This is a genomic window from Streptomyces sp. NPDC020875, assembly GCF_040641415.1.
Lineage (GTDB): Bacteria > Actinomycetota > Actinomycetes > Streptomycetales > Streptomycetaceae > Streptomyces.
The window spans coordinates 32,949-56,282 of sequence record NZ_JBFADP010000039.1 but is presented as its reverse complement, the minus strand read 5'-3'; the positions used below and the strand labels follow the sequence as shown (position 1 = coordinate 56,282).

The following is a 23,334-nucleotide window of genomic DNA, read 5'->3' as shown; positions in this document are numbered from 1 at the left end:
ACCCGCACAGCCGCCGTGATGACTGTCCGTCAGTCGCCATCGCCCGTCGGCCCGGGGCTCAGCCCCTGCCCCGGTAGACCGCGACGGCCTGGTCGTACGCCTCCGAGACCTTGTCACGGCGGTCGCCGGGACCGATCACCTGGATCACGTGGTACCGGTCGCCGATCACCACGACCCGGTTGCGGACGAAGACCTCACGGCCGCTGCTGTCCTGCCAGGTGTACTGGCCCTCCGCCATCACCCGCTGCCCGACCTCGATCCGGCGCAGCCCGCTCGACGTGGCCCAGGAGGAGTTGCGGAAGGGCTCCAGCTCCCGCTCCCGGTCACGCTGGTAGTCGAGGGGGTCCTCGCCGTCGCGGACCCGGTCGCGGCCGGGGACGACGATCAGGGTGAAGTCGCCGTCGCCGTATCTGACCTGGCCCGTGTCGTTCATCGGGCGGCGCTGCCAGCCCTGGTCCACGGCGACGGTGAAGCCCTCGGCGTCGTTCCGCAGGGCGTAGCCGCGCGCGACGTCACCCGTGCCCGTGCCCGCGTCCGGTGTGCCGCCCGCCCCGGTGTCGCCTCCGGTGTTCTCGCCGTCGGGTGAGGTCCGAGGGGATCCCGAGGGGCGCGGCTCGCCGCCGGGGGCCGTACCGGTCGTCGCCGTGGGGCGCTGATCGCCGCCCGGAGCGGTACGGTCCGCCGAGTCGTCCGCCTTCGGCATGAACAGCACCGCGTAGAGCACGGCGGCGGTCATCAGCAGCAGGACCACGACGAGCAGCCTGCGGCCGAGGGACCTGGGGCCGCGCTCCCGGCCGGTCCGGGGCTTCTTGTGGCGGTGGCGGCCGTGGACGACCTCGGCGGAGGTCCGGCGTCTGCGGACCAGTTCACCCCGGCGGCGCAGGATGGGCAGCCGGCTGCCGCCCCGCTCGGGCCGGGCGGCGGGCAGCGCCACCACGTCCAGTCCGGCGTCGGGTTCGGGCGCGGAGCGGATCAGGGACCGCAGCCAGCCGCGGAGTTCCTCGGTGTCGGGCCGCTCGGTGGGGTCCTGGCGGAGCAGGGACTCCACGACCGGGCGGAGCGGTCCGCACTCCTCGGCGAAGGCGGGCGGTTCGGCGCAGACCAGCTGGACCAGTTCGGCGGCGCTGTCCTCGGGGTAGGGCGCGTGGCCCTGGACGGAGCGGTAGAGCAGGGCGCCGAGGGCCCACAGGTCGGTGGCGGGGCCGACGGGGGCGGCGAGCTGCCAGTTCTCGTGGACGGGTCCGGCCTGTTCGGGCGCCCATCGCTCGGTGACGGCGCCGACCACGGTGATCCTGGCCTGCCGGGCGCGTTCGGCCGCGAGCGGGGTTGCCGGGCCCCGGTGGGCGGGGGCGCCGGGGGCGGCGGGCGACTCGTCCCAGCCGCCGGGGGCGGGTGGTGCCGGGCGGTCGGGGCCGGGTTCGCGGCGGGCGTCGGCGCGGAGCGCCTCGCGGCCCGCGCCGCCGCGGTCCCAGCCGGAGGCGGTGGCGGGCGGCGGGATCCCGGGCCGGTCGTCGCGGGGGGCCGGGGCGCCGCCGGGGCGTCCGGCGCGGGCGACGGGCAGGGCGGGGAGTCCGCCGGACGGCGGGGCGGGGTCGCCCGGCGGGAGGGCGCGGACACCGTACGGGTCGCTGTGGCGCTGGGGGCGGCGGCCGGGGGCGGAGGTGCCGTCGGCCGGGGGCGGGAGGGCGGGGGTGGTACCGCCCGCCGGGAGGGAACGGGGCCCTTCGGCGCCGGTCGGGCCGTCGTGCCAGCTGCCGGTGAGATGTGCGGGGCCCGGGCCGCCGGTGCCGTACGGATCGCGGCCGTACGCCTCTGTGCCGTACGGGTCGTGGCGGTGCGGCTCGTGGCCGCCGGGCGCCTCGGGGCCGGCCGGATCGTCGTCGCCGCCGGGGCGGGCGGGGTCGTCACCCGGTCCGGTGTCGGTGCCGGGGGTGACGTGGTCGTGGTAGCGGGGGCCCTCGTGTCCGCCGTCGGGTCCGGTGCTGTCCGGTCCGGCGGGGAGGGCGGGGGCGCCGGGCTTGGTGGCCCACCAGTCGGGCCCATCGCCTTCGGGGGTCCGGCCGTCGGCACCCCGGCCCGCGGCCCGGGCTCCGGCCCGGTAGGCGGCGACGGCCCCGCGCCGAGCGCCCCGGACGTCCGGACCCGACCGCCACGGCTCGACGGTGTACGCGCCGGATCCGGCTGCCTCGCCCCGGCCGTCGCCGTCCGGGTCGCGGGCGTCGTAGACGGTCCCGCCGGGCTCGTCGTCGTCCTCGTAACCGCCGTCCTCGTAGCCCCCGTCCCCGTACTCGTCCTCGGCGTCCTCGACACCTTCGGCACCTCGGCCATCGGCGTCGTACGCGTCGTCCCTGTAGTCCCCGTTGTCCTCGCCGTCGGCGAAGTCCCCGTAGGGCTCGCCGGGCGGCTCGGCGGGGACCGGGGCGTAGCCGCAGAGCGCTTCCTCGGCCGCGCCCGCCGCCAGGCCGGTGAGCACCACCCGGCCGTCCTCGCAGACCAGGACCGTACGGGCGGTGACATTGCGATGGGTCCAGCCGTACGCGTGCACCGCGCCGAGGGCCGTGAGGACGTCGGAGGCGACCTCGGCCGCCCGGTACGGCGTCATCGGCTGCTCGGCGAGGAAAGCGGCGAGCGGCCGGGCGTCGACCCACTCGCTGACGATCCAGAGCGACCCGTCCTCGGCGAAGACGTCGAAGACCTGGTCGAGGCGCGGATGGTCGGGCACCCGGGCGGCGGCCCTGGCCGCCTCGACGGCCCGCTGGACCGCCGGGTCGTCGGGTCTGAGGGCGCTGCCGTGTGCCCGGCCGCCCCCGTAGCCGCCGGGGCCGCCCGCGGGCCCCGGGTACTCGTCGGGGCCGACCACCTCCGCCTCCACGACCTCGGGCAGCGGCACCTGACGGACCAGTACCTCCTGGCCGCTGTAGGTGTCGAAGGCCCGGGTCTCGGCGGCCTCATGAGGCTCGGTGTCGTCGGCGGGGAGCAGTGGCAGGCGGTAGCGGTCGGCCAGCACCCTGCCCGCGTAGTCGTCCATGCCGCCTCCCCTCCTGCCCGTGGTCAACGCTCCCCGGCCCGCACGGCCGGTCCGTTCGCCCGTCACCCGCGCCGGGGGCGGCCGACCGGATCCGCACGGTCCGTCAGGACGTGTCGGCGGCCGGGTCGTCCGCCGGTCCCTCCGGTTGTCCGGACGGTGCTCCGAACGTCCGTCCGGCGGCGTTCCGTCCGGGACTTCTCACGATACGTGTACCCGCTCAGTCCTTGGGCTCGAATGTCGCGAACGCGGTGTCCCGCAGTGTCCGGCACTCGGGGCCGTCCCACTCGGCCACCGGGCAGGACACCATGATCGAGTAGCCGCGCCGCTCGTCGACCTTGAAGCCCCGGTTGAGGAAGCGGATGCGCTCGCCGTTGTGGTCCCGTTCGAACCGCCAGTCGGCGACGGTCGGATAGCCCCGGTACTGGACGGTCTCGATACCGAGCTGCTTGAAGTTCCGGCTGCTGCCCTGGGTCGCGGGGACCGCGGCCCGCCAGGCGGCGGCCGCGTCGTCGCCGGGGCTGTTGTTGAAGTCGACCTGGACGCGGGGGTAGGCGCCCCGGCGGTCGTTGAATATGCCGCCCGAGTTGCGCCCGGCTATCTGGGTCCGGCGGAACTCCTTCGGCATCGCCATGGAGAAGCGGAACCGGTCGTCGGACTTGGCCGCGTATCCGGCGGGCAGTTCGCCCTTCGCCGGGTCGCCCTTGCCCGTTTCGCCCTTCGCGGGCGGCTTCGACGCCCCCGGGGCCGTACCGCCGGGGGTGGTGCCGGTCTTGTCGCCGTCCTTCGCGGGGTCACCCGCGGGCGATTCCTTGCCGGTACCGCCGGTGGTCTTCTGCTCGCCGTCGCCCTTGGTGCCCTCCTCGGCCCCGGCGGACGCGGGCGGCTTGCCCGTACCGGTCTTCGCCGCGTCGCCGTTGTTCCCGTCCCGGCCGATGGTCAGGTAGAGGATCGTGCCGAGCAGGGCCAGCACGATCCCGACCGCGAGGAGGATCAGCGTACGGCGCGGGACGACATCGGTCAGGGGCGCCCGGCGGGGCGCGGCCCGCTGCACCGGCGGCTCCGGCGGCCGGGCGGGCTGCTGTACGGCGCCCGCGCCTCCGGCCGCCGCGCCCGTGGCGGCGGCGCCCCGGCCGCCGGGACGGGCGGGCCGCCGGGGGCCGCGCGGCCGTTCGGCGACGGGCGGCCGGGCCGGGGCGGCGGGCTCGGGCGGCGGGATGGTCGGCAGCGCCATGGCGCGGGTGGCGTCGACCGGGAGCGGCGCCACCGGCTCGTCCGGGGCGTTGACGACCCGGCTCAGCAGGGTGCGGGCGCCCGCGTCGTCGAGGCGCTGCGCGGGGTCCTTGGCGAGCAGTCCGTAGATGACCTCCTCCAGCGGGCCCGCGTTCTTCGGCGGGTCCAGGGGTTCGGTCATGACGGCGGTCAGGGTGGCGATCGCCGAGCCCTTGTCGTACGGCGGGGTGCCCTCGACGCTGGCGTAGAGCAGGCCGCCCAGCGACCACAGGTCGGCGGCGGGCCCCGGCCGGTGGCCCCGGGCCCGCTCGGGCGAGATGTACGAGGGGGCGCCGACGAGCATGCCGGTGGAGGTGATGGAGGGGTCGCCCTCGACCAGGGCGATCCCGAAGTCGGTGAGGACGACCCGGCCGTCCTTGCCGATGAGCACGTTCGACGGCTTCACATCGCGGTGCAGGATGCCCTCGCGGTGGGCCGACCGCAGGACGTCGAGTATCGCCAGGCCGACCTCGGCGGCGCGGCGCGGCGTCAGGATGCCGTCCTCGCGGATGACTTCGGCCAGGGACTTGCCCTCGACCAACTCCATCACGATCCAGGGACGGTCGTCCTCGTCCACGACGTCGTAGACGGTGACGGCGCTGGTGTTGCGGATCCGGGCGATCGCCTTGGCCTCGCGCAGCGTCCGGGTGATGAGCCGTCGCTTCTCGTCCTCGTCGATCTGGTTGGGGAAGCGCAGCTCCTTGACGGCGACGGTCCGGCCCAGGGTCTCGTCCTCGGCCCGCCAGACCGTGCCCATACCGCCCCGGCCGAGCACCCCGCCCAGCCGGTAGCGCCCGGCGAGCAGCCGCCCCTCGGACTCGGCGCGGCCGGTCCCCCGGGCCTTGCGCCCGGAGTCGGCGGAGGCGGCGGAATCAGCGGGGTTCTTCCCCGTCCTACGGGCTTCGCCGCCCGCGTCGGCCTTGGCGGGCTTCGCCGACTCCCCGGCGCCCCCGGCCGTCGCGGTGGCCTTCGGCTCGTCGACGTCATCGTCCGTGTCGGTGCCGGTGTCGCCGCCGCCGTCCGGACCGGCCCCGGGTCCGTCGCCCTCGCCGCCGGAGCCTGAGTCAGTTCCTACCGCCGGGCGGCCCTTTGAACGGCGGTCGGCCTGGGCTCCGATCACCGGCTCCTTGTCGCCGCCGGACCGCGCGCCGGACGCACCCTTCCCGGTACCCGCGCCGCTCTCTCCGGACGGGCCACCGGCCTTACGGGACCCGGCGGTCGCGCCCACGACGGCGGTCTTCGCGTCCGCGGAGACCGGTTCCGCCGTCCGCTCGCCCCCGGCCGTCGCATCCTTGCGGGCGGGCTCTTCCCGGGCCGGCTCCGCACCGCCGCCCCGGCCGGAGCCCGGGTCCGCGGCCGGCCTGCCGTCAGGTCCGCCGCCCGCCCCGTCCACCGCAGACGCACGCTCCTCGGAGCCGTCCCGCTGGGGCTTCCGCGACTGCTCTGCCTCCGACATGCGTCCCCTCTGCGATCCCTGGTCTTCGCCCGCGCCTGTCGCTCCCGCGCGATGCGGTAACACGCCCTGGCAGAGCTTTCATTGTCTCTCACTCCGGGCAGGGCATGTCTTCAGGGTCCGCCGCACACCCGTGGGTTCTGGCGAGAGTAGTACGGAACCCGCCGGGCCCCCACCCTCGGCGGGGCACCGTCCCACGCGGTGGTACACCCCCGCCCCCGGCGGCGGCCACCAGCCCGTGGCGAATTCCCCATCACGGGACGGCCGATGAGAAGAATCCCGCCGGAAACTACAGCCCTGACCGTCGCTCCCAACTCATGGGAAACATCCGCCCCACCGGGGCACCCCGCTCCCGGCGCACCCACCCGCCCCGGACGCGCCCGGCCGTCGCCGTACCGGACGCGCCTCACACCACCGCCGCGCGGGTCGGCCCGCTACCGGGCGCCGCGCCGGACCCCCGTGTCCCCGCCTCCCCGTCAGAGCGGCACGATGTCCGGCGCGCCCAGTCTCGCCGCGTCCGCCGTCAGATCGTCAGGCTGGCGCTGCGACTCCCGTTCGGCCTCCACCCGCTTCTCGTAGTGCTGGACCTCCTTCTCGATCTGCTTGGCGTCCCAGCCCAGTACGGGCGCCATCAACTCCGCGCACTCCCGGGCACAGCGGGTCCCCCGGTCGAAGGTCTCGATGGAGATCCGGGTCCGGCGGGTGAGGACGTCGTCGAGATGGCGGGCGCCCTCGTGGGACGCGGCGTAGACGACCTCGGCCCGCAGATAGTCGTCCGCGCCGCCCAGCGGCTCACCGAGCCCCGGGTCCTCGGTGATCAGGGCGAGGACCTCCTCCGCCAACGAGCCGTAGCGGTTGAGCAGATGCTCGACCCGGACGACATGGAGTCCGGTCCTGGCGGCGATCCCGGCACGCTTGTTCCACAGGGCCGGATAGCCCTCGGCGCCGACGAGGGGCGTCTCCTCGGTGACACAGGCGGCCACCCGCTGGTCGAGCCCGTGCACGGCCTCGTCCACCGCGTCCTTCGCCATCACCCGGTACGTCGTGTACTTGCCGCCCGCCACCACCACGAGGCCGGGGACCGGATGGGCGACCGTGTGCTCCCGGGAGAGCTTGCTGGTGGCATCGGACTCCCCGGCGAGCAGGGGCCGCAGCCCGGCGTAGACACCCTGGACGTCGTCCCGGGTCAGCGGAGTGGCCAGGACCGAGTTCACATGCTCCAGCAGATAGTCGATATCGGCGCTGGAGGCGGCGGGATGGGCCTTGTCGAGATCCCAGTCGGTGTCCGTGGTGCCGACGATCCAGTGCCGTCCCCAGGGGATGACGAAGAGCACCGACTTCTCGGTCCGCAGGATCAGTCCGGTCGTGGAGTGGATCCGGTCCTTGGGGACGACGAGATGGATGCCCTTGGACGCCCGGACGTGGAACTGGCCGCGCTCGGCGATCAGTGCCTGTGTGTCGTCCGTCCACACCCCGGTGGCGTTCACCACCTGGCGGGCCCGGATCTCGTACTCCCCGCCGCCCTCGACGTCCTGCACCCGGGCGCCGACGACCCGCTCGCCCTCCCGCAGGAAGCCGATCACCCGGGCCCGGCTGGCGACCCTGGCACCGTAGGTCGCGGCGGTCCGCACCAGGGTGGCGACGAACCGGGCGTCGTCCATCTGGGCGTCGTAGTACTGAAGGGCGCCGACGAGGGCGTCCTTGCGCAGACAGGGCGCCACCCGCAGAGCGTGCCGCCGGGAGAGATGGCGGTGGACGGGCAGGCCCCGGCCGTGGCCTGAGGAGATGGACATCGTGTCGTAGAGCGCGACGCCCGCGCCCGCGTAGAACCGCTCCCAGCCCTTGTGCTGGAGGGGATAGAGGAACGGCACCGGCTTCACCAGATGCGGCGCGAGCCGCTCCAGCAACAGCCCCCGCTCCTTCAACGCCTCGCGAACCAGCGCGAAGTCCAGCATCTCCAGATAGCGCAGCCCCCCGTGGATGAGCTTGCTCGACCGGCTCGACGTCCCGGACGCCCAGTCACGGGCCTCCACCAGACCGGTGGAGAGCCCTCTGGTCACCGCGTCCAGCGCCGTACCGGCGCCGACCACACCCGCGCCGACGACCAGGACGTCCAGCTCCCGCTCCGCCATCGCGGCGAGCGCCTCGGCTCGCTCCTCGGGTCCAAGTGCCGCTGTCTTCACCGCATGCCTCCCGTCGCCCCCGTCTGCCCTGCCCGGCCCGCGAAGCCGCGGGCCGCGGGCCCCGATATGCGCGTGCCCGCGCACACCGCGCCCATGCGCCGCGCCCGGCGGCCCGCACACCGTTCCGCACCGTTCCGCACCGTTCCGCACAGAACCATGTCGAACCGCGTCGAACCGTTTCGAACCGCACCGGTCCGGGACCGGTCCGGTGGTCCGGCCGGAAGATCCAGCCCGGTCCACCTCTTCGATTCTGTCCCCGCTCCGCGACTTCAGCCACCGCCTGTGGATAACACTCCGTATCCCACAGCCGCACAATCCGACATAACGTTCATATTTACGCCTAGTCTGACATTGCGCCCGCCCATGCAGCCCACCGGGCTTGCGCCGACAACCCCCTCCGGTTAAGGGAAGGACGGCCCACGCCATGCCCGCAGATCTCGCCGTCATCGGACTCGGCACCGACGGCCTCCCGCTCGCCCAGGCCGCCGTGACCGCCGGTATCGCCACCATCGGTTACGACCCCGACCCCGCCCGCCTCGCCGAACCGGCGGCCGGGCGGACCCCCGCCGATGTCCGCCGGATGGTCGCGGGCGGCTTCAAAGCCGTCACCGACCCCGCCGGACTCGGCCGGGTACGCACCGTGGCCCTCTGCGTCCCCACCCCCCTCGACCCCGTCGGCGACCCCGATCTCACCGGCCTCGCCGACGCCACCCGACTGCTCGCCGCCCGGCTCCGCCCCCGCACCACCGTCCTGCTGGAGTCCCCCGTCGCGCCCGGCACCACCGAGACGTTTCTGCGGCCCCTCCTCGAAGAGGGCTCAGGGCTGCGGGCCGGACGCGATTTCCATCTGGCGTACTCGCCCGGACGGGTGGACCCCGGCCGCCGGACCCACGACTACACCACCGTCCCCAAGGTCATCGGCGGCCTCACCCCCGCCTGCACCGAATCCGCCGCCGCCTTCTACGGCCGGCTCACCGACCGGGTCGTCCGGGCCAGGGGCCCGCGCGAGGCCGAGACCGTAAGACTGCTGGAGACCAACTACCGCCAGGTCAACATCGCCCTCGTCAACGAGATGGCCGTGCTCTGCCACGAACTCGGCGTCGACCTGTGGGACGTCATCCGCTGCGCCGAGACCAAACCGTACGGCTTCCACGCCTTCCGCCCCGGCCCCGGCGTCGGCGGCCACGGCGCGCCGCTCGACCCCGGCCGGGCCCCCGGCCCCGCCCTCCGTATGACCGGGCTGGCCCGGGAGATCAACGGCCGGATGCCGCGGTACGTCGTCCAGCGGTGCGCGACACTCCTCAACGAGCACGGCAAATCGGCCCGGGGCGCGCGGGTCCTGCTGCTCGGCGTCACCTACAAACCCGATCTCGCCGACCTGCGGGGCACCCCCGCCACCGAGATCGCCCACCGGCTGACCGGGCTCGGCGCGACCCTCGGCTACCACGACCCGTACATCCTCGAATGGCAGGTCGACGGCGCACCCGTACCCCGGGCCGAATCGCTCTACGAGGCCGTGGCCGACGCGGATCTGACGGTCCTCCTCCAGAACCACCGCACCTACGACCTCCAGGGGCTCGCGGTGAAGGCGCAGCTCTTCCTCGACACGAGGGGGGCGACGCCGACGGGGGCGGCGCAGCGCCTCTGATCAGGGGCGGTTCTCGCGATGGGCCCCGAGCCGGAGTCCCGCCCCCTATGCCTTCGGCAATGGGACCCCCAGCGCCTCGGCCCTCCGGGTGGGGCCTTTGCGCCGGATGTCCTGCCGGGCCGATATCGTCCGGCGACCGCGCGCCGTCCCTGGCTGGTCGCGCAGTTCCCCGCGCCCCTAAATCCTCCTCCTCACCCCCTTCGAAAGGCCGGGCATCTCCTGGTAGGGCGCGTCGGGCTCCAGCCCTACGGCGGGAACCGCGCCGGAAAAGCCAGGGGCCCGACGCCTTCGCAGGTGTCGGGCCCCTTCGCGTAACGCGAGGCGGAAAAATCAGCGGCGGTGCTGGGAGTCCGCGATCGTGACCTCGACGCGCTGGAACTCCTTCAGCTCGCTGTAGCCCGTCGTGGCCATCGCCCGGCGCAGGGCGCCGAAGAAGTTCATCGAGCCGTCCGGCGTGTGCGAGGGGCCGGTGAGGACCTCCTCGGTGGTGCCGACGATGCCCAGGTCGACCAGCTTGCCGCGCGGGACGTCCTCGTGCGCGGCCTCCATGCCCCAGTGGCGGCCCCGGCCGGGGGCGTCCGTGGCGCGGGCCAGCGGGGAGCCGATCATCACGGCGTCGGCGCCGCAGGCGATGGCCTTCGGCAGGTCGCCGGACCAGCCCACCCCGCCGTCGGCGATGACGTGCACGTACCGGCCGCCGGACTCGTCCATGTAGTCCCGGCGGGCGGCGGCGACATCGGCCACCGCCGTCGCCATCGGGACCTGGATGCCCAGCACGTTACGGGTGGTGTGCGCGGCGCCGCCGCCGAAGCCCACCAGGACACCGGCCGCGCCGGTCCGCATCAGGTGCAGGGCGGCCGTGTAGGTGGCGCAGCCGCCGACGATGACCGGAACGTCCAGTTCGTAGATGAACTGCTTGAGGTTGAGCGGCTCGGCGGCGCCCGAGACGTGCTCGGCGGAGACCGTGGTCCCGCGGATCACGAAGAGGTCCACGCCCGCGTCGACCACGGCCTTGGAGAACTGCGCGGTGCGCTGCGGGGAGAGCGCGGCGGCCGTGACGACGCCCGAGTCGCGCACCTCCTTGATCCGCTGCCCGATCAGCTCTTCCTTGATCGGGGCCTCGTAGATCTCCTGGAGGCGCCGGGTCGCCGTCTCGGCGGGCAGCTCGGCGATCTCGTCGAGCAGCGGCTGCGGGTCCTCGTACCGGGTCCAGAGCCCTTCGAGGTTCAGTACGCCCAGTCCGCCCAGCTCACCGATCCGGATGGCGGTCTGCGGGGAGACCACCGAGTCCATGGGGGCGGCCAGGAAGGGCAGCTCGAAGCGGTAGGCGTCGATCTGCCAGGCGATCGAGACCTCCTTCGGGTCCCGCGTACGACGGCTCGGTACGACGGCGATGTCATCGAACGCGTACGCCCGCCGTCCGCGCTTGCCGCGCCCGATCTCGATCTCAGTCACCTTGTCCGGACCTTTCCTCTGAGTCAGCGCCTACCAGTATCCCCGACACATGACGGAGGGGCGGCCCGGGCGTCCTCGCGGAACGCCCCGTACCGCCCCTCCCGGGGACGTGACGGTCCGCACACCGTCACGGGGTACCGGTGCGCGAATTACTTACGGCTGTAGTTCGGCGCCTCGACGGTCATCTGGATGTCGTGCGGGTGGCTCTCCTTGAGCCCGGCCGAGGTGATCCGGACGAACCGGCCGTTGGCCTGGAGCTCGGGGACCGTACGGCCGCCGACGTAGAACATCGACTGGCGCAGCCCGCCGACCAGCTGGTGGACGACGGCGGAGAGCGGACCCCGGTACGGGACCTGGCCCTCGATGCCCTCGGGGACGATCTTCTCGTCGGAGGCGACGCCCTCCTGGAAGTAGCGGTCCTTGGAGAAGGAACGCTGCTCGCCGCGGGACTGCATGGCGCCCAGGGAGCCCATGCCGCGGTACGACTTGAACTGCTTGCCGTTGATGAAGAGCAGCTCGCCCGGGGACTCCTCGCACCCGGCGAGCAGGGAGCCCAGCATCACCGTGTCGGCGCCCGCGACCAGGGCCTTGGCGATGTCGCCCGAGTACTGGAGGCCGCCGTCGCCGATGACCGGGATCCCGGCCTCCTTGGCGGCGAGGGACGCCTCGTAGATCGCGGTGACCTGGGGGACGCCGATACCGGCGACCACCCGGGTGGTGCAGATGGAGCCGGGGCCGACCCCGACCTTGACGCCGTCGGCGCCCGCGTCGATCAGCGCCTGGGCGCCGTCGCGGGTGGCCACGTTGCCGCCGATGACGTCGACGCCGCCGTGGTTCGACTTGATCTTGGCGACCATGTCGCCGACCAGCCGGGAGTGGCCGTGCGCGGTGTCGACCACGATGAAGTCGACCCCGGCCTCGATCAGGGCCTGGGCGCGCTCGAAGGCGTCACCGGCGACTCCGACGGCCGCGCCGACCAGCAGCCGGCCGTTGCTGTCCTTGGCCGCGTTGGGGTACTGCTCGGCCTTGACGAAGTCCTTGACCGTGATCAGGCCCTTGAGCACCCCGGCGTCGTCCACCAGCGGCAGCTTCTCGATCTTGTGGCGGCGCAGCAGCTCCATGGCGTCCACACCGGAGATCCCGACCCGGCCGGTGACCAGCGGCATCGGGGTCATGACCTCGCGGACCTGGCGGCCCCGGTCCGACTCGAAGGCCATATCGCGGTTGGTGACGATGCCCAGCAGCTTGCCGCCCCGGTCGGTGACCGGGACGCCGCTGATCCGGAACTTGGCGCAGAGCAGGTCGGCCTCGGCGAGCGTGGCGTCGGGGTGCACCGTGATCGGGTCGGTGACCATGCCGGACTCGGACCGCTTCACCAGGTCGACCTGGTTGGCCTGGTCGGTGATGGAGAGATTGCGGTGCAGTACGCCCACGCCGCCCTGGCGGGCCATCGCGATGGCCATCCGGGACTCGGTGACCTTGTCCATGGCCGCGGAGAGCAGCGGGACGTTCACCCGGACGTTCCTGGAGATGTACGAGGAGGTGTCGATCTGGTCGGGAGCCATATCGGACGCGCCCGGCAGCAGCAGCACATCGTCGTAGGTCAGCCCGAGTGTCGCGAATTTCTCGGGCACTCCGTCGACGTTGGTCATGACACCTTCCCCAAATGGCCTTGATCGGTGCGGATGTCCATGCTAACGGCCCGGAGACCCGTCCCATTCCACGATCAAGATCACCCGGCCACTTTGTGCGATGGTCCACATGTCGTACGAATGGTTTGCGGGCGGCAGACGGATGGCGTAGGCGCGACGCCCGGAGGCCGTACGAATGCCGTACGCGCCCCGCTCTCGCGGAGTCGGCCCGGCATCGGAACCGGCCTGCCCGCCCGGCCCCGTACCGCCGGCGCCGGGCCGCACACAGCCCATCCCGGCGCGGCTCGGTTCATCCCGGCGCGGCTCGCCCCGCCTCGTCCTGGCTCGCTCGGGCTCGTTCCGGGAGGCGTACGGCTCAGGAGGCGTACGGCTACTGCTCGGCGAGGGCCCGCAGCCGGCTCAGCGCGCGGTGCTGGGCGACCCGGACCGCACCGGGTGACATCCCCAGCATCTGGCCGGTCTCCTCCGCCGTCAGCCCCACCGCGACCCTCAGCACCAGCAGCTCGCGCTGCGTCTCGGGCAGATTGGCCAGCAGCTTCTTGACCCATTCGGCGTCGCTGCTGAGCAGCGCCCGCTCCTCGGGGCCGAGGGAGTCGTCCGGCCGCTCCGGCATCTCGTCGGAGGGCACGGCCGTCGAACCGGGGTGCCGCATCGCGGCCCGCTGCAGGTCGGCGACCTTGTGCGAGGCGATGGCGAAGACGAACGCCTCGAAGGGACGGCCCGTGTCCCGGTACCGCGGCAGGGCCATCAGCACGGCGACGCAGACCTCCTGCGCCAGGTCCTCGACGAAGTGGCGGGCATCACCGGGGAGCCTGCTCAGCCGGGTGCGGCAGTAGCGCAGCGCGAGGGGGTGAACATGGGCGAGCAGATCGCGGGTGGCCCGTTCGTCCCCGTCGACGGCGTGGCGAACGAGGGCACCGATCACCGTGCTTCTGTCGTCACGCATCGGTCCATGGTGCCTCGGTGGCCGCTCGTCCGTGGCACCGCGCCCCATGTTGTGCACCGAAGCGTTATGAGCAGGTGCGCCGGAACTCATCGCTAGCGCCCTCCCCTTCCGCTCGACCGACTCCCCGAGGAACTCCACACCTCAAGGATGCGGCATCGCGGAGGAAACGAACGCCCGTCGGCTCCGTCTCCCCGCCCACCACCGTACGGCGAGCGGGGTACTCGGTGCCTCCGGGGACCGGAGTCCCACGAAGGAGCGTCGAGGGATATGCCCTCAGCGGACCAGGCCCCAGCGGAATCCGAGCGCGACGGCGTGCGCCCGGTCCGAAGCGCCCAGCTTCTTGAAGAGGCGGCGGGCGTGGGTCTTGACCGTGTCCTCGGAGAGGAAGAGCTCCCGGCCGATCTCGGCGTTGGACCGGCCGTGGCTCATGCCCTCCAGAACCTGGATCTCCCGGGCGGTGAGCGTGGGGGCGGCACCCATCTCGGCCGACCGCAGCCGCCGGGGGGCGAGCCGCCAGGTCGGGTCGGCCAGCGCCTGGGTGACGGTCGCCCGCAGTTCGGCGCGGGAGGCGTCCTTGTGGAGATAGCCGCGGGCCCCGGCGGCGACCGCGAGGGCCACCCCGTCGAGGTCCTCGGCGACCGTGAGCATGATGATCCGGGCGCCCGGATCGGCCGAGAGCAGCCGCCGGACGGTTTCGACCCCGCCGAGGCCGGGCATGCGGACATCCATCAGGATGAGGTCCGAGCGGTCGGCACCCCAGCGGCGGAGGACTTCCTCCCCGTTGGCCGCGGTCGTCACGCGCTCCACGCCGGGCACGGTTGCCACCGCGCGGCGGAGCGCCTCTCGGGCGAGCGGGGAGTCGTCGCAGACGAGGACGGACGTCATGACTGACCTCCGCGGCGCTCGCAGCTGATGCGCGTCACCTTGAGCCTCCAGGCTGGTACGTATCGTCACCTGTGCGGTTGAACGCTCTCGGACATGTGCCCGAGCGCTCGTTCCTTCAACCGCCTCGACCTACCAACGACGGTCACTCGAAAGAGTTACGGGTTCCCGGGGCCTCTTCGGCATCCGGGCGGGACCGCGCGGGCGGCGGGGTTTACCTGAAAGCTATGCCCCATTTAGATGCTTTTTCTTCACTTTCGTCAGTGTCTATGGCTAGATTCGCAATGAATCATATTTACATCTACTTAGATAGTAGATGCACGGTCGTGAGACATGGTGCGGACATCGGCGCGGCGCGGCGGCCACACGCCCGTACGTCCCGACCGGACCCACTGAGCACGGATTCAAGGGGCAAGCCATGGCAGATTTCTCCCGCCTTCCGGGACCCAACGCCGACTTGTGGGACTGGCAGCTGCTCGCCGCCTGCCGCGGGGTGGACAGCTCTCTCTTCTTCCACCCCGAGGGCGAGCGGGGCGCCGCCCGCAGCGCCCGTGAGAATTCGGCGAAAGAGGTGTGCATGCGGTGCCCGGTACGGTCGGAGTGCGCGGCCCACGCCCTCGCGGTGCGGGAGCCCTACGGCGTCTGGGGCGGGCTGACCGAGGACGAGCGCGAGGAGCTGATGGGGCGGGCGCGGCACCGGCTGGTATCCGCCGGGAGCGGCGCCGGGGAGACCGACCGGCGACATTGACCGGACCGGCCCCGGACAGCGCAGAAACGTTTCTTTTACGGCTTCGCGCCCTCGCGGCTTCCTGCCTTCGCAGCTTCGCGCCTTCACGCCCTCGCGGCTTCGCGGCGGCGGTGGCCCCGGGGGTCTGCGGCAGGACGGCCCCCGCCCCTCGGCACGGGCCGCCCGGCGCGGGCGCTCGTACCGGCACGTCCCGCGACGGCCCGGCCGTGGCCGGAGTACGGCGGCCCGGGGCCGTACGGCGGCTCAGCGCGCGGCGGCCCGGGTCAGCTGGTCGAGGGTGGCCGCGACGGCGGGCACCTGGGCCAGGTCGGGCAGGGTCAGGGCGACGATCTCCCGTTCGACCCGCGGGGCGAGCGTGACCGTGACCGCGCCCTTGGCCCGGACCGACTCCAGGGCCAGTTCGGGCAGGACGGCGACGCCGAGTCCGGCGCCGACGAGCCCCGCGACGGCCGGGTAGTCGTCGGTGGCGAAGTCGATCCTGGGGGTGAACCCGGCCGACTCGCAGACATCGACCAGCTGACGGCGGCAGCGGGGGCAGCCCGCGATCCACGGATCGTCGGCGAGGTCACCGATGGCGACGGTCCCGGCGTCGGCGAGCCGGTGGCCCTCGGGGACCAGTCCTACGAGCCGGTCGGCGAGCAGCGGGCGGACCACCAGGTCGTCCCACTGGTCGGCCTGGTCGGCACGGTCGGCCGCCTGGCCCCCGGAACCGGAGCCCGAACCCGCGGCGGACCCGGTGGTGGATCCGGTGGCGGCCCCGCCCGGGTCCGCGTAACGGAAGGCCAGCGCCACATCGCAGTCGCCCTCGCGGAGCATCTCCACCGAGCGCGGCGGCTCGGCGTCGACCAGGGAGACCCGGGTGCCGGGATGGGCGGCGCGGAGCGCGGCCAGGGCCGTCGGGACCAGGGTGGAGCTGCCGCTGGGGAAGGAGACCAGCCGGACCCGGCCGGCCCGCAGCCCGGCGATCGCCGCGACTTCCTCCTCGGCGGCGGTGAGCCCGGCGAGGATGCCGGAGGCGTGGCGTACCAGCGCCTCCCCGGCCTGGGTGAGTCGCATCTCACGGCCGGTACGGATCAGCAGCGGGGTGCCCGCAGAGCCCTCCAGGGCCTTCATCTGCTGGCTCACCGCGGGCTGGGTACAGCCCAGGGTGCGGGCGGCGGCGGAGAAGGAGCCGGTGGCGGCCACCGCGCGCAGGACTCGGAGATGACGCGCCTCGATCATCCTTCGAATATAAGAGATTCTTGGGTGCTGTGCGACTTACTCCGTGGATGCTTTGAGCACGGGGGTTTAGCGTAGGGACATGAAGCTACTGACGGTGAATACGGCCCGCCCCCGGATAGTCGATTACACGAGTACGCCCGGCGGGGTCACCGGTATCGACAAGCGGCCCGCCGACGGGCCGGTCGGACTCGCGGACCCCGGCGCGGGGAACGTGGGCAGTGGGGTGGCCGGGGACACGGTCTGCGACGCGGAGAACCACGGCGGCCCCCACCAGGCGGTGTACGCCTTCGCCCGGGAGGACCTCGACCGCTGGGAGCGCGAGCTGGGGCAGCCGATCTCCAACGGCGCCTTCGGCGAGAACCTCACGACGCTCGGCGTCGACGTCAGCGGCGCCCTGATCGGTGAGCGCTGGCGGATCGGCGGCGCCCTGCTGGAAGTGACCAGCGGCCGGGTGCCGTGCCGGACCTTCGCGGGCTGGCTCGGCGAACTGGGGCTGCCCGAGAAGGGCTGGCTGAAGCGGTTCACCCAGCAGGCGGACCCGGGGGCGTATCTGCGGGTCGTCGAGCCGGGCGAGGTCCGCGCGGGCGACCCGGTGGAGATCGCGTACCGCCCGGACCACGGCATCACGGTCAATCTCTGCTTCCGGGCCGCCACCACGGAGCAGCATCTGCTGCCGTCGTTGCAGATCATCCGGGACGTACTCAATCCGTCGGTGACCGAGAAGATCGACAAGTACTTGGCGCGGCAGGCCGGACGGCCGCGGTCCGCCTGACGGCACGGGCCGGACGGTGGCGGCCCGTTCGTACGGGGACCGCCCGGGGCCCTTCGGAGGGCGGGGTGTCCGGGACCGTTCGGGTACGTCGTCCTGGGCCGCCGGGGACGTCGTCGGGCATCCGTTCCGGTCCCGGCCGGGGCGGGCGCGTACGTCCCGGCCCTGGCCGGGGCACTAACGTGCCGCCTATGACGACCGCACTGATTACGGGAGCGACCGCGGGGATCGGCGCCGCGTTCGCCCGCCGACTCGCCGCCGACGGCCGCGATCTGGTCCTGGTGGCCCGGGACACCGAGAGGCTCCGGGAGCAGGCCACCGAACTGCACGACCGGCACGGCATCGAGGCGGAGGTGCTGACCGCCGATCTGTCGGCGGAGGACGGCATCGCGGCCGTGGAACGGCGGCTCGACGACCGCAGAAACCCGGTGGACCTGCTGGTCAACAATGCGGGCTTCGGCAACAAGGGCCGCTTCCTCGAAGTCTCCATGGCCGACGAGCTGACCATGCTCAAGGTCCACTGCGAGGCGGTGCTGCGGCTGACCGCGGCGGCGGCCGGGCCGATGCGGGACCGGGGCCGGGGCGGTGTGGTCAATGTGGCGTCGGTGGCGGCCTTCGTCCCGCGCGGCACCTACGGCGCGTCCAAGGCGTGGGTCGTCCAGTTCACCCAGGGCGCGGCCCGGGACCTGGCGGGTTCGGGCGTACGGCTGATGGCGCTCTGCCCGGGTTTCGTACGGACCGAGTTCCATCAGCGGGCCGGAATGGGCACGGAGAACATCCCCGGCTGGATGTGGCTGGACGCCGACAAGCTGGTGGACGCGGCGCTGGCGGACCTGGCGCGCGGCAAGTCGGTCTCGATCCCGGACCCTCGGTACAAGGCGCTGATGGGGGTGGTGAAACTGGCCCCGCGCGGACTGCTGGGGGGACTCACCTCCAGGACCGGCCGCAAGTACGGTCCCCGGTAGGGGCGCGCCCGTGCGGACCACGGACACCGCGGGCGGCCCGAACGGCAACGCTGCCGCCGCCGCCGAGCGGGGCAGTGGGGGAACCCGGCCCAGGGTGCTGCTGGCCATGGAACCCGGCCTGGCGGAACGCCTCTTCACCGACCGTCACTTGGACCGGCTGACCTCGATCGCCCGGACCGATCCGGCGCTCGTCGCCCACGATCTACGGCACCCCTCCCCCGCCGTCCGCGACGCCCTGGCCACCGCCGACGCCCTGCTGACCTGCTGGGGAGCGCCGGTCCTCGACGCCGAGGCACTGGCGGCGGCCCCCCGGCTCACGGCCGTGGTGCACGCGGCGGGCTCCGTCCGGGGCCACATCACGGCCGCCTGCTGGGAGCGGGGCGTCGCCGTCTCGTCGGCGGCGGCGGCCAACGCGGTCCCGGTCGCCGAGTACACGCTGGCCGCGATCCTCTTCGCGGGCAAACGGGTACTCCCGTCGGCCCGGCGGTACGCGGAACTGCGCACCGCCCACGACTGGGGCGCCGAACTGGCCGGGGCGGGCAACCACCGCCGTACGGTCGGGGTCGTCGGGGCGTCCCGGATCGGCCGTCTGGTGATCGGACTGCTGCGCCCGTTCGACCTGGACGTCCTGGTGTACGACCCGTACCTGGACGGCGCGGAAGCGGCGGCGCTCGGCGCGGAGGCGGTCGGGCTCGACGAACTCTGCGCGCGTGGCGACGTCGTCACGGTGCACGCGCCGGAGCTGCCGGAGACCCGGCGGCTGATCGACGCGCGGCGGCTGGCGCTGATGCCGGACGGGGCGACGCTGATCAATACGTCCCGGGGGTCCCTCGTGGCGGAGGACGCGCTGGTACGGGAGCTGGAGTCGGGGCGGCTCCACGCGGTCCTGGACGTCACTGAGCCGGAGGTTCCGGCGGCGGACTCACCGCTGTACTCGCTGCCGAACGTGCTGCTGACCCCGCATCTGGCGGGGTCGCTCGGGAACGAGCTGCACCGGCTGGCGGACGCGGCGCTCGCCGAGCTGGAGCGGTTCGCCCGGGGCGTGCCGTTCGCGACGCCGGTCACCCGGGAGTCGCTCCACCACTCGGCGTAGGCCGCCGGGCCTCCGCCTTGTTCTCGTGCCGGGCGCAGCGCCGTAGGAGTACCGCTTTCGGAGCGCCCGCGCGCCGCCTGTGGCCGTTCGCGCAGTTCCCCGCGCCCCTAAATGCCCTCCCCAGCACCGTCCCTCAGGAGGAGCCCGGCCCCGGAGCCGGGCTCCTTCGGGAGAAGGGGCAGGTGGAGGTGTTCAGGGGCGCGGGGAACTGCGCGACCAGCCACATACGGCAGGTAGTCGGCAATAGCGGGAGGGTGTGGGGTGTCCCCCGGTATCGCCCTCAGCCGAAGGGCCAAGGCGCTGGGGGTCCCCCCAGCGCCGAAGGCATAGGGGGCGGAACTGCGCGACCAGCCACGGCCGGTCTGCGGGCCGGAAACGACATCGGGTCGCCGGGCGGGTCCGGGTTTGAGACGGTGCCCGGGAGGGCCAAGGCGCTGGGGGTCCCCCCTCTGCGGGAGGCGGGAACGCGCAAGGCCCGGGCCCCCGTGGGGGCGCCGGGCCTTGGTGGCGGGAGGGGTCAGTGCGAGTGGCCGTGGCCGCCGTGACCCGCGTCCGCCGGCTCCTCTTCCTTCTTCTCGACGACCAGGGTCTCGGTCGTGAGCAGCAGGGAGGCGATCGACGCGGCGTTCTCCAGCGCGGAGCGGGTGACCTTGACCGGGTCGATGACGCCGGCCTTCACCATGTCCGTGTAGTCGCCGGTGGCGGCGTTGTAGCCGTGGCCGGTCTCCAGCTCGCGGACCTTGGAGACGATGACGTAGCCCTCGAGGCCGGCGTTCTCGGCGATCCAGCGCAGCGGCTCGACCGCGGCGCGGCGGACGACGGCGACACCGGTGGCCTCGTCGCCCTTCTTGTCGAGGTCACCGTCGAGCACCTTGGCGGCGTGGACGAGGGCGGAGCCACCACCGGAGACGATGCCCTCCTCGACCGCGGCGCGGGTCGCGGAGATGGCGTCCTCCAGACGGTGCTTCTTCTCCTTCAGCTCCACCTCGGTGGCGGCGCCGACCCGGATCACGCAGACGCCGCCGGCCAGCTTGGCGAGGCGCTCCTGGAGCTTCTCGCGGTCCCAGTCGGAGTCCGTGCCCTCGATCTCGGCCTTGATCTGGGCGACGCGGCCCGCGACGTCGGCGGAGTCGCCGCCGCCGTCGACGATAGTGGTGTCGTCCTTGGTGACGGTCACGCGGCGGGCGGAGCCCAGCACGTCGAGACCGGCCTGGTCGAGCTTGAGGCCGACCTCTTCGGCGACGACGGTGGCACCGGTGAGGGTGGCCATGTCCTGGAGCATCGCCTTGCGGCGGTCACCGAAGCCGGGGGCCTTGACCGCGACGGCGTTGAACGTGCCGCGGATCTTGTTGACGACGAGGGTGGAGAGCGCCTCGCCATCGACGTCCTCGGCGATGATCAGCAGCGGCTTGGAGCCACCGGCCTGGATGACCTTCTCCAGCAGCGGCAGCAGATCCTGGATGGAGGAGATCTTGCCCTGGTTGATCAGGATGTACGGGTCCTCCAGGACGGCCTCCATCCGCTCCTGGTCGGTGACCATGTACGGCGAGAGGTAGCCCTTGTCGAAGGCCATGCCCTCGGTGAAGTCCAGCTCCAGACCGAAGGTGTTGGACTCCTCGACGGTGATGACGCCGTCCTTGCCGACCTTGTCCATCGCCTCGCCGATGAGCTCGCCGACCTGCGGGTCCTGGGCGGAGAGCCCGGCCACGGCGGCGATGTCGGACTTGTCCTCGATCGGACGGGCGGTGGAGAGCAGCTCGTCGGAGACGGCCTTGACCGCGGCGTCGATGCCCTTCTTCAGGGCGGCCGGGGAGGCACCGGCGGCGACGTTGCGCAGACCCTCGCGGACCAGCGCCTGCGCCAGCACGGTGGCGGTGGTGGTGCCGTCACCCGCGATGTCGTTGGTCTTGGTCGCCACCTCCTTGAGGAGCTGGGCGCCCAGGTTCTCGTACGGGTCCTCGATCTCGACCTCGCGGGCGATCGTGACACCGTCGTTGGTGATCGTGGGGGCGCCGAACTTCTTGTCGATGACGACATTCCGGCCACGGGGGCCGATCGTCACCTTCACGGTGTCGGCCAGCTTGTTGACGCCGCGCTCAAGGGCGCGACGGGCGTCCTCGTCGAACTTCAGGATCTTCGCCATGGGAGCGTTTCTGTCCTCTTCTGAAAAGGTCTGTGAAAAAAGCCGCGCCCCCAGCGCCCGGTTCAGTAAGTCGGCGGGAGCCAGGGGCGCGGATCAAGAACAAGCGGAGACGGCTCGGCTTACTTCTCGATGATCGCGAGCACGTCGCGAGCCGAGAGCACGAGGTACTCGTCACCGTTGTACTTCACCTCGGTGCCGCCGTACTTGCTGTAGAGCACGACGTCGCCGACCTTGACGTCGAGCGGCAGGCGCTCGCCGTTCTCGAAGCGGCCCGGACCGACGGCGAGGACGGCGCCCTCCTGGGGCTTCTCCTTCGCGGTGTCCGGAATGACCAGGCCCGAGGCCGTGGTCTGCTCGGCGTCGAGCGGCTGGACCACAATGCGGTCCTCAAGCGGCTTGATGGCAACCTTGGAGCTGGCGGTCGTCACGATCCGACCTCCCCCTTCGGAGATCTCACGGGGTTAACTGTCTGAGGTGGCGACCAGGTCGATCCGTCGTCGCGGGTGCCGGACCTGCCCGTCGCTGTGTTGGCACTCTCCCGGGGGGAGTGCCAGAACCGAGACTATGACCGCGATTAGCACTCGGTCAAGCGGAGTGCCAATCCGTCCGCCCGTGGCGGAACCCGGCGCGCCGGGCGTGCGCCTCCGCGAGCGGGGCGCCGACGGCGGGAGCCCGGCGCGCTCCGCGCCCGTTCCGCCGCCGCCTCACCGGCCGTCCCGGCCTCAGACGTAGTCCTCCAGCCGGGCCACGGCGTAGCCCTTGTCCGTGATCGTCTTCATCACCTGGCGCACCATGTCCGGCATGCTGCCCTTCCAGTCGTCCGTGCCCCGGAAGTGGGTCAGGATGATGTCGCCGGGGTGCAGATCGCGGTCCCACTCGCGCCACTCCATATGGTCCGGGAACGCCTCCGCCGCCCACAGCGGCACCGCCTCGACCCCGCAGGTCTGCGCGGCCTTCAGGGTGTCCCGGTTGTAGTTGCCGTACGGCGGCCGGAAGAGCGGCGGGCGCTTCCCGTAGAGCCGCTGGAGGCTGTCCTGCTGGCCGCAGATCTCCCGGCGCTGCTCCTCGTAGGAGAGGCCGGGCATATAGCGGTGGTTGAGGGTGTGGTTGTGCAGGGCGACCCCCGCGTCCTGCATCCGCCGGAAGTAGCCGTAGTCGTCGTTGATCACGTAGTCGCTGAGGAAGGCGCTGTACGGGATCTTCAGCTCGCTCATCATCCGGATGAAGTCGGGGTCCTTCTCGGCGCCGTCGTCGACCGTCAGGAAGACGACCTTCTCCTTCACCGGGACGGTGGTGAAGACCGGCGGGAGGGCCGCACCGCCCTCGACCTCGAACCCCTGGCGGGTGTTGAGGAAGGGCTTGGTCGCCGGCGGCTGGGGCGCGGGCAGCGGGGTCTTCTCCAGGCCCCAGGTCCGGGCGGCGGCCACCCGGGCCTTCTGGTCCTTGGCCACCTGTTCGACGTAGTCGGCCCGCGATCCGGCGGGGCCCGCCCGGTGGGCGTCCTGCTCGGCCCGTTCCAGCTGGGACTTCTCCGCCTGGGCCCCGGAGTGGGGGGCCGGGCCGCCGTGGCCCTCCGGGCCGGGGACGGTACAGCCCGTACCGAGGGCTCCGGCGAGCAGGACGACGGCGATCGCGTTCCGGCGGAGCCGCCGCCCGAACGCCCCGGCGAAGGCGCCGCGGGCACCGGGCCGGGTCCCGCGCCCGGCCGCGGACCCGGACCGGCCCGGGGCACCCCTCGCCGTACCCCTGTCCGCGATATCTCCCGTACCAGCCATCTTTCCGTTTTGTCGTACTAGTCGCATGGAGCCGCATCCTGGCAGCCCGTCCGGGCCGGATCCGTACGACACCGCCGTGGCCTGTGGACAGTGACCCGCCTGGC

16 protein-coding genes are annotated in these 23,334 nt (G+C 72.9%); 5 read left to right on the top strand and 11 right to left on the bottom strand.

Annotated elements, in window-relative coordinates; translation table 11 throughout:
* Positions 1-58: 58 nt before the first annotated feature.
* The 3 genes from AB0G74_RS22685 to AB0G74_RS22675 form a co-directional block, all read right to left on the bottom strand.
* Entirely contained in the window at positions 59-3,028 is a 2,970-nt protein-coding gene (locus AB0G74_RS22685; protein WP_361149047.1) for a protein kinase, read from the bottom strand.
* A gap of 217 nt (positions 3,029-3,245) precedes the next feature.
* Complete coding sequence (locus AB0G74_RS22680) at positions 3,246-5,753, bottom strand: protein kinase (protein WP_361149045.1); 2,508 nt, start codon at positions 5,751-5,753, stop codon at positions 3,246-3,248.
* A 473-nt stretch (positions 5,754-6,226) separates the two neighbouring features.
* Entirely contained in the window at positions 6,227-7,933 is a 1,707-nt protein-coding gene (locus tag AB0G74_RS22675; protein WP_361149042.1) for a glycerol-3-phosphate dehydrogenase/oxidase, read from the bottom strand.
* 424 nt (positions 7,934-8,357) lie between these two features.
* On the opposite strand from AB0G74_RS22675, the gene AB0G74_RS22670 reads away from it, so the two are divergent.
* Complete coding sequence (locus tag AB0G74_RS22670; RefSeq protein ID WP_361149040.1) at positions 8,358-9,581, top strand: nucleotide sugar dehydrogenase; 1,224 nt, start codon at positions 8,358-8,360, stop codon at positions 9,579-9,581.
* Between the two features lie 330 nt (positions 9,582-9,911).
* Here AB0G74_RS22670 and AB0G74_RS22665 read toward each other — a convergent pair whose 3' ends face one another.
* The 4 genes from AB0G74_RS22665 to AB0G74_RS22650 form a co-directional block, all read right to left on the bottom strand.
* A complete protein-coding gene (locus AB0G74_RS22665; RefSeq protein WP_358823881.1) occupies positions 9,912-11,036 on the bottom strand; it encodes a GuaB3 family IMP dehydrogenase-related protein in 1,125 nt (374 codons plus the stop codon).
* Positions 11,037-11,185: 149 nt separating this feature from the next.
* Positions 11,186-12,688: an IMP dehydrogenase gene (gene guaB / locus AB0G74_RS22660; protein WP_361149037.1), complete on the bottom strand. Its 1,503-nt coding sequence runs from the start codon at positions 12,686-12,688 to the stop codon at positions 11,186-11,188.
* A 370-nt stretch (positions 12,689-13,058) separates the two neighbouring features.
* Positions 13,059-13,634 carry a sigma-70 family RNA polymerase sigma factor gene (locus AB0G74_RS22655; protein WP_358823879.1) on the bottom strand — a complete coding sequence of 192 codons (576 nt, stop codon included), beginning with the start codon at positions 13,632-13,634 and terminating at the stop codon, positions 13,059-13,061.
* Between the two features lie 273 nt (positions 13,635-13,907).
* Positions 13,908-14,519, bottom strand: coding sequence for a response regulator transcription factor (locus AB0G74_RS22650; RefSeq protein ID WP_003948568.1), 612 nt, complete (start codon positions 14,517-14,519; stop codon positions 13,908-13,910).
* A 415-nt stretch (positions 14,520-14,934) separates the two neighbouring features.
* On the opposite strand from AB0G74_RS22650, the gene AB0G74_RS22645 reads away from it, so the two are divergent.
* Entirely contained in the window at positions 14,935-15,264 is a 330-nt protein-coding gene (locus AB0G74_RS22645) for a WhiB family transcriptional regulator (protein ID WP_361149033.1), read from the top strand.
* A gap of 243 nt (positions 15,265-15,507) precedes the next feature.
* On the opposite strand, the gene AB0G74_RS22640 is transcribed toward AB0G74_RS22645, so the two are convergent.
* Positions 15,508-16,485, bottom strand: a complete 978-nt coding sequence (locus AB0G74_RS22640) for a LysR family transcriptional regulator (protein WP_361149031.1) — start codon at positions 16,483-16,485, stop codon at positions 15,508-15,510.
* Between the two features lie 79 nt (positions 16,486-16,564).
* On the opposite strand from AB0G74_RS22640, the gene AB0G74_RS22635 reads away from it, so the two are divergent.
* From AB0G74_RS22635 to AB0G74_RS22625, 3 genes are all read left to right on the top strand, one after another.
* On the top strand, positions 16,565-17,257 hold the full coding sequence (locus AB0G74_RS22635) for an MOSC domain-containing protein (RefSeq protein ID WP_361149028.1): 693 nt from the start codon (positions 16,565-16,567) through the stop codon (positions 17,255-17,257).
* A 188-nt stretch (positions 17,258-17,445) separates the two neighbouring features.
* Positions 17,446-18,219 (top strand): SDR family oxidoreductase, encoded by a 774-nt coding sequence (locus AB0G74_RS22630; RefSeq protein WP_358823875.1) that lies wholly within the window; start codon positions 17,446-17,448, stop codon positions 18,217-18,219.
* A 106-nt stretch (positions 18,220-18,325) separates the two neighbouring features.
* Positions 18,326-19,312: a hydroxyacid dehydrogenase gene (locus AB0G74_RS22625; RefSeq protein ID WP_361149103.1), complete on the top strand. Its 987-nt coding sequence runs from the start codon at positions 18,326-18,328 to the stop codon at positions 19,310-19,312.
* Positions 19,313-19,829: 517 nt separating this feature from the next.
* Here the strand turns inward: AB0G74_RS22625 and groL are convergent.
* The 3 genes from groL to AB0G74_RS22610 all read right to left on the bottom strand — a co-directional run bounded on the left by groL (position 19,830) and on the right by AB0G74_RS22610 (position 23,230).
* Positions 19,830-21,455: a chaperonin GroEL gene (gene groL, locus AB0G74_RS22620; RefSeq protein WP_361149023.1), complete on the bottom strand. Its 1,626-nt coding sequence runs from the start codon at positions 21,453-21,455 to the stop codon at positions 19,830-19,832.
* Positions 21,456-21,574: 119 nt separating this feature from the next.
* Positions 21,575-21,883 carry a co-chaperone GroES gene (gene groES, locus AB0G74_RS22615; protein ID WP_004955293.1) on the bottom strand — a complete coding sequence of 103 codons (309 nt, stop codon included), beginning with the start codon at positions 21,881-21,883 and terminating at the stop codon, positions 21,575-21,577.
* A gap of 294 nt (positions 21,884-22,177) precedes the next feature.
* Positions 22,178-23,230 carry a polysaccharide deacetylase family protein gene (locus AB0G74_RS22610; RefSeq protein WP_361149020.1) on the bottom strand — a complete coding sequence of 351 codons (1,053 nt, stop codon included), beginning with the start codon at positions 23,228-23,230 and terminating at the stop codon, positions 22,178-22,180.
* Between the last annotated feature and the right edge of the window lie 104 nt (positions 23,231-23,334).

Bases quoted from the DNA above. Each gene is read 5' to 3' on its own strand.
- AB0G74_RS22645 (WP_361149033.1), top strand. From the start codon at position 14,935: ATGGCAGATTTCTCCCGCCTTCCGGGACCCAACGCCGACTTGTGGGAC.
- AB0G74_RS22630 (WP_358823875.1), top strand. From the start codon at position 17,446: ATGACGACCGCACTGATTACGGGAGCGACCGCGGGGATCGGCGCCGCG.
- AB0G74_RS22685 (WP_361149047.1), bottom strand. From the start codon at position 3,028: ATGGACGACTACGCGGGCAGGGTGCTGGCCGACCGCTACCGCCTGCCA.
- AB0G74_RS22610 (WP_361149020.1), bottom strand. From the start codon at position 23,230: ATGGCTGGTACGGGAGATATCGCGGACAGGGGTACGGCGAGGGGTGCC.
- AB0G74_RS22635 (WP_361149028.1), top strand. From the start codon at position 16,565: ATGAAGCTACTGACGGTGAATACGGCCCGCCCCCGGATAGTCGATTAC.
- AB0G74_RS22640 (WP_361149031.1), bottom strand. From the start codon at position 16,485: ATGATCGAGGCGCGTCATCTCCGAGTCCTGCGCGCGGTGGCCGCCACC.
- AB0G74_RS22670 (WP_361149040.1), top strand. From the start codon at position 8,358: ATGCCCGCAGATCTCGCCGTCATCGGACTCGGCACCGACGGCCTCCCG.
- AB0G74_RS22680 (WP_361149045.1), bottom strand. From the start codon at position 5,753: ATGTCGGAGGCAGAGCAGTCGCGGAAGCCCCAGCGGGACGGCTCCGAG.
- AB0G74_RS22625 (WP_361149103.1), top strand. From the start codon at position 18,326: ATGGAACCCGGCCTGGCGGAACGCCTCTTCACCGACCGTCACTTGGAC.
- AB0G74_RS22650 (WP_003948568.1), bottom strand. From the start codon at position 14,519: ATGACGTCCGTCCTCGTCTGCGACGACTCCCCGCTCGCCCGAGAGGCG.
- AB0G74_RS22655 (WP_358823879.1), bottom strand. From the start codon at position 13,634: ATGCGTGACGACAGAAGCACGGTGATCGGTGCCCTCGTTCGCCACGCC.
- guaB (WP_361149037.1), bottom strand. From the start codon at position 12,688: ATGACCAACGTCGACGGAGTGCCCGAGAAATTCGCGACACTCGGGCTG.
- groL (WP_361149023.1), bottom strand. From the start codon at position 21,455: ATGGCGAAGATCCTGAAGTTCGACGAGGACGCCCGTCGCGCCCTTGAG.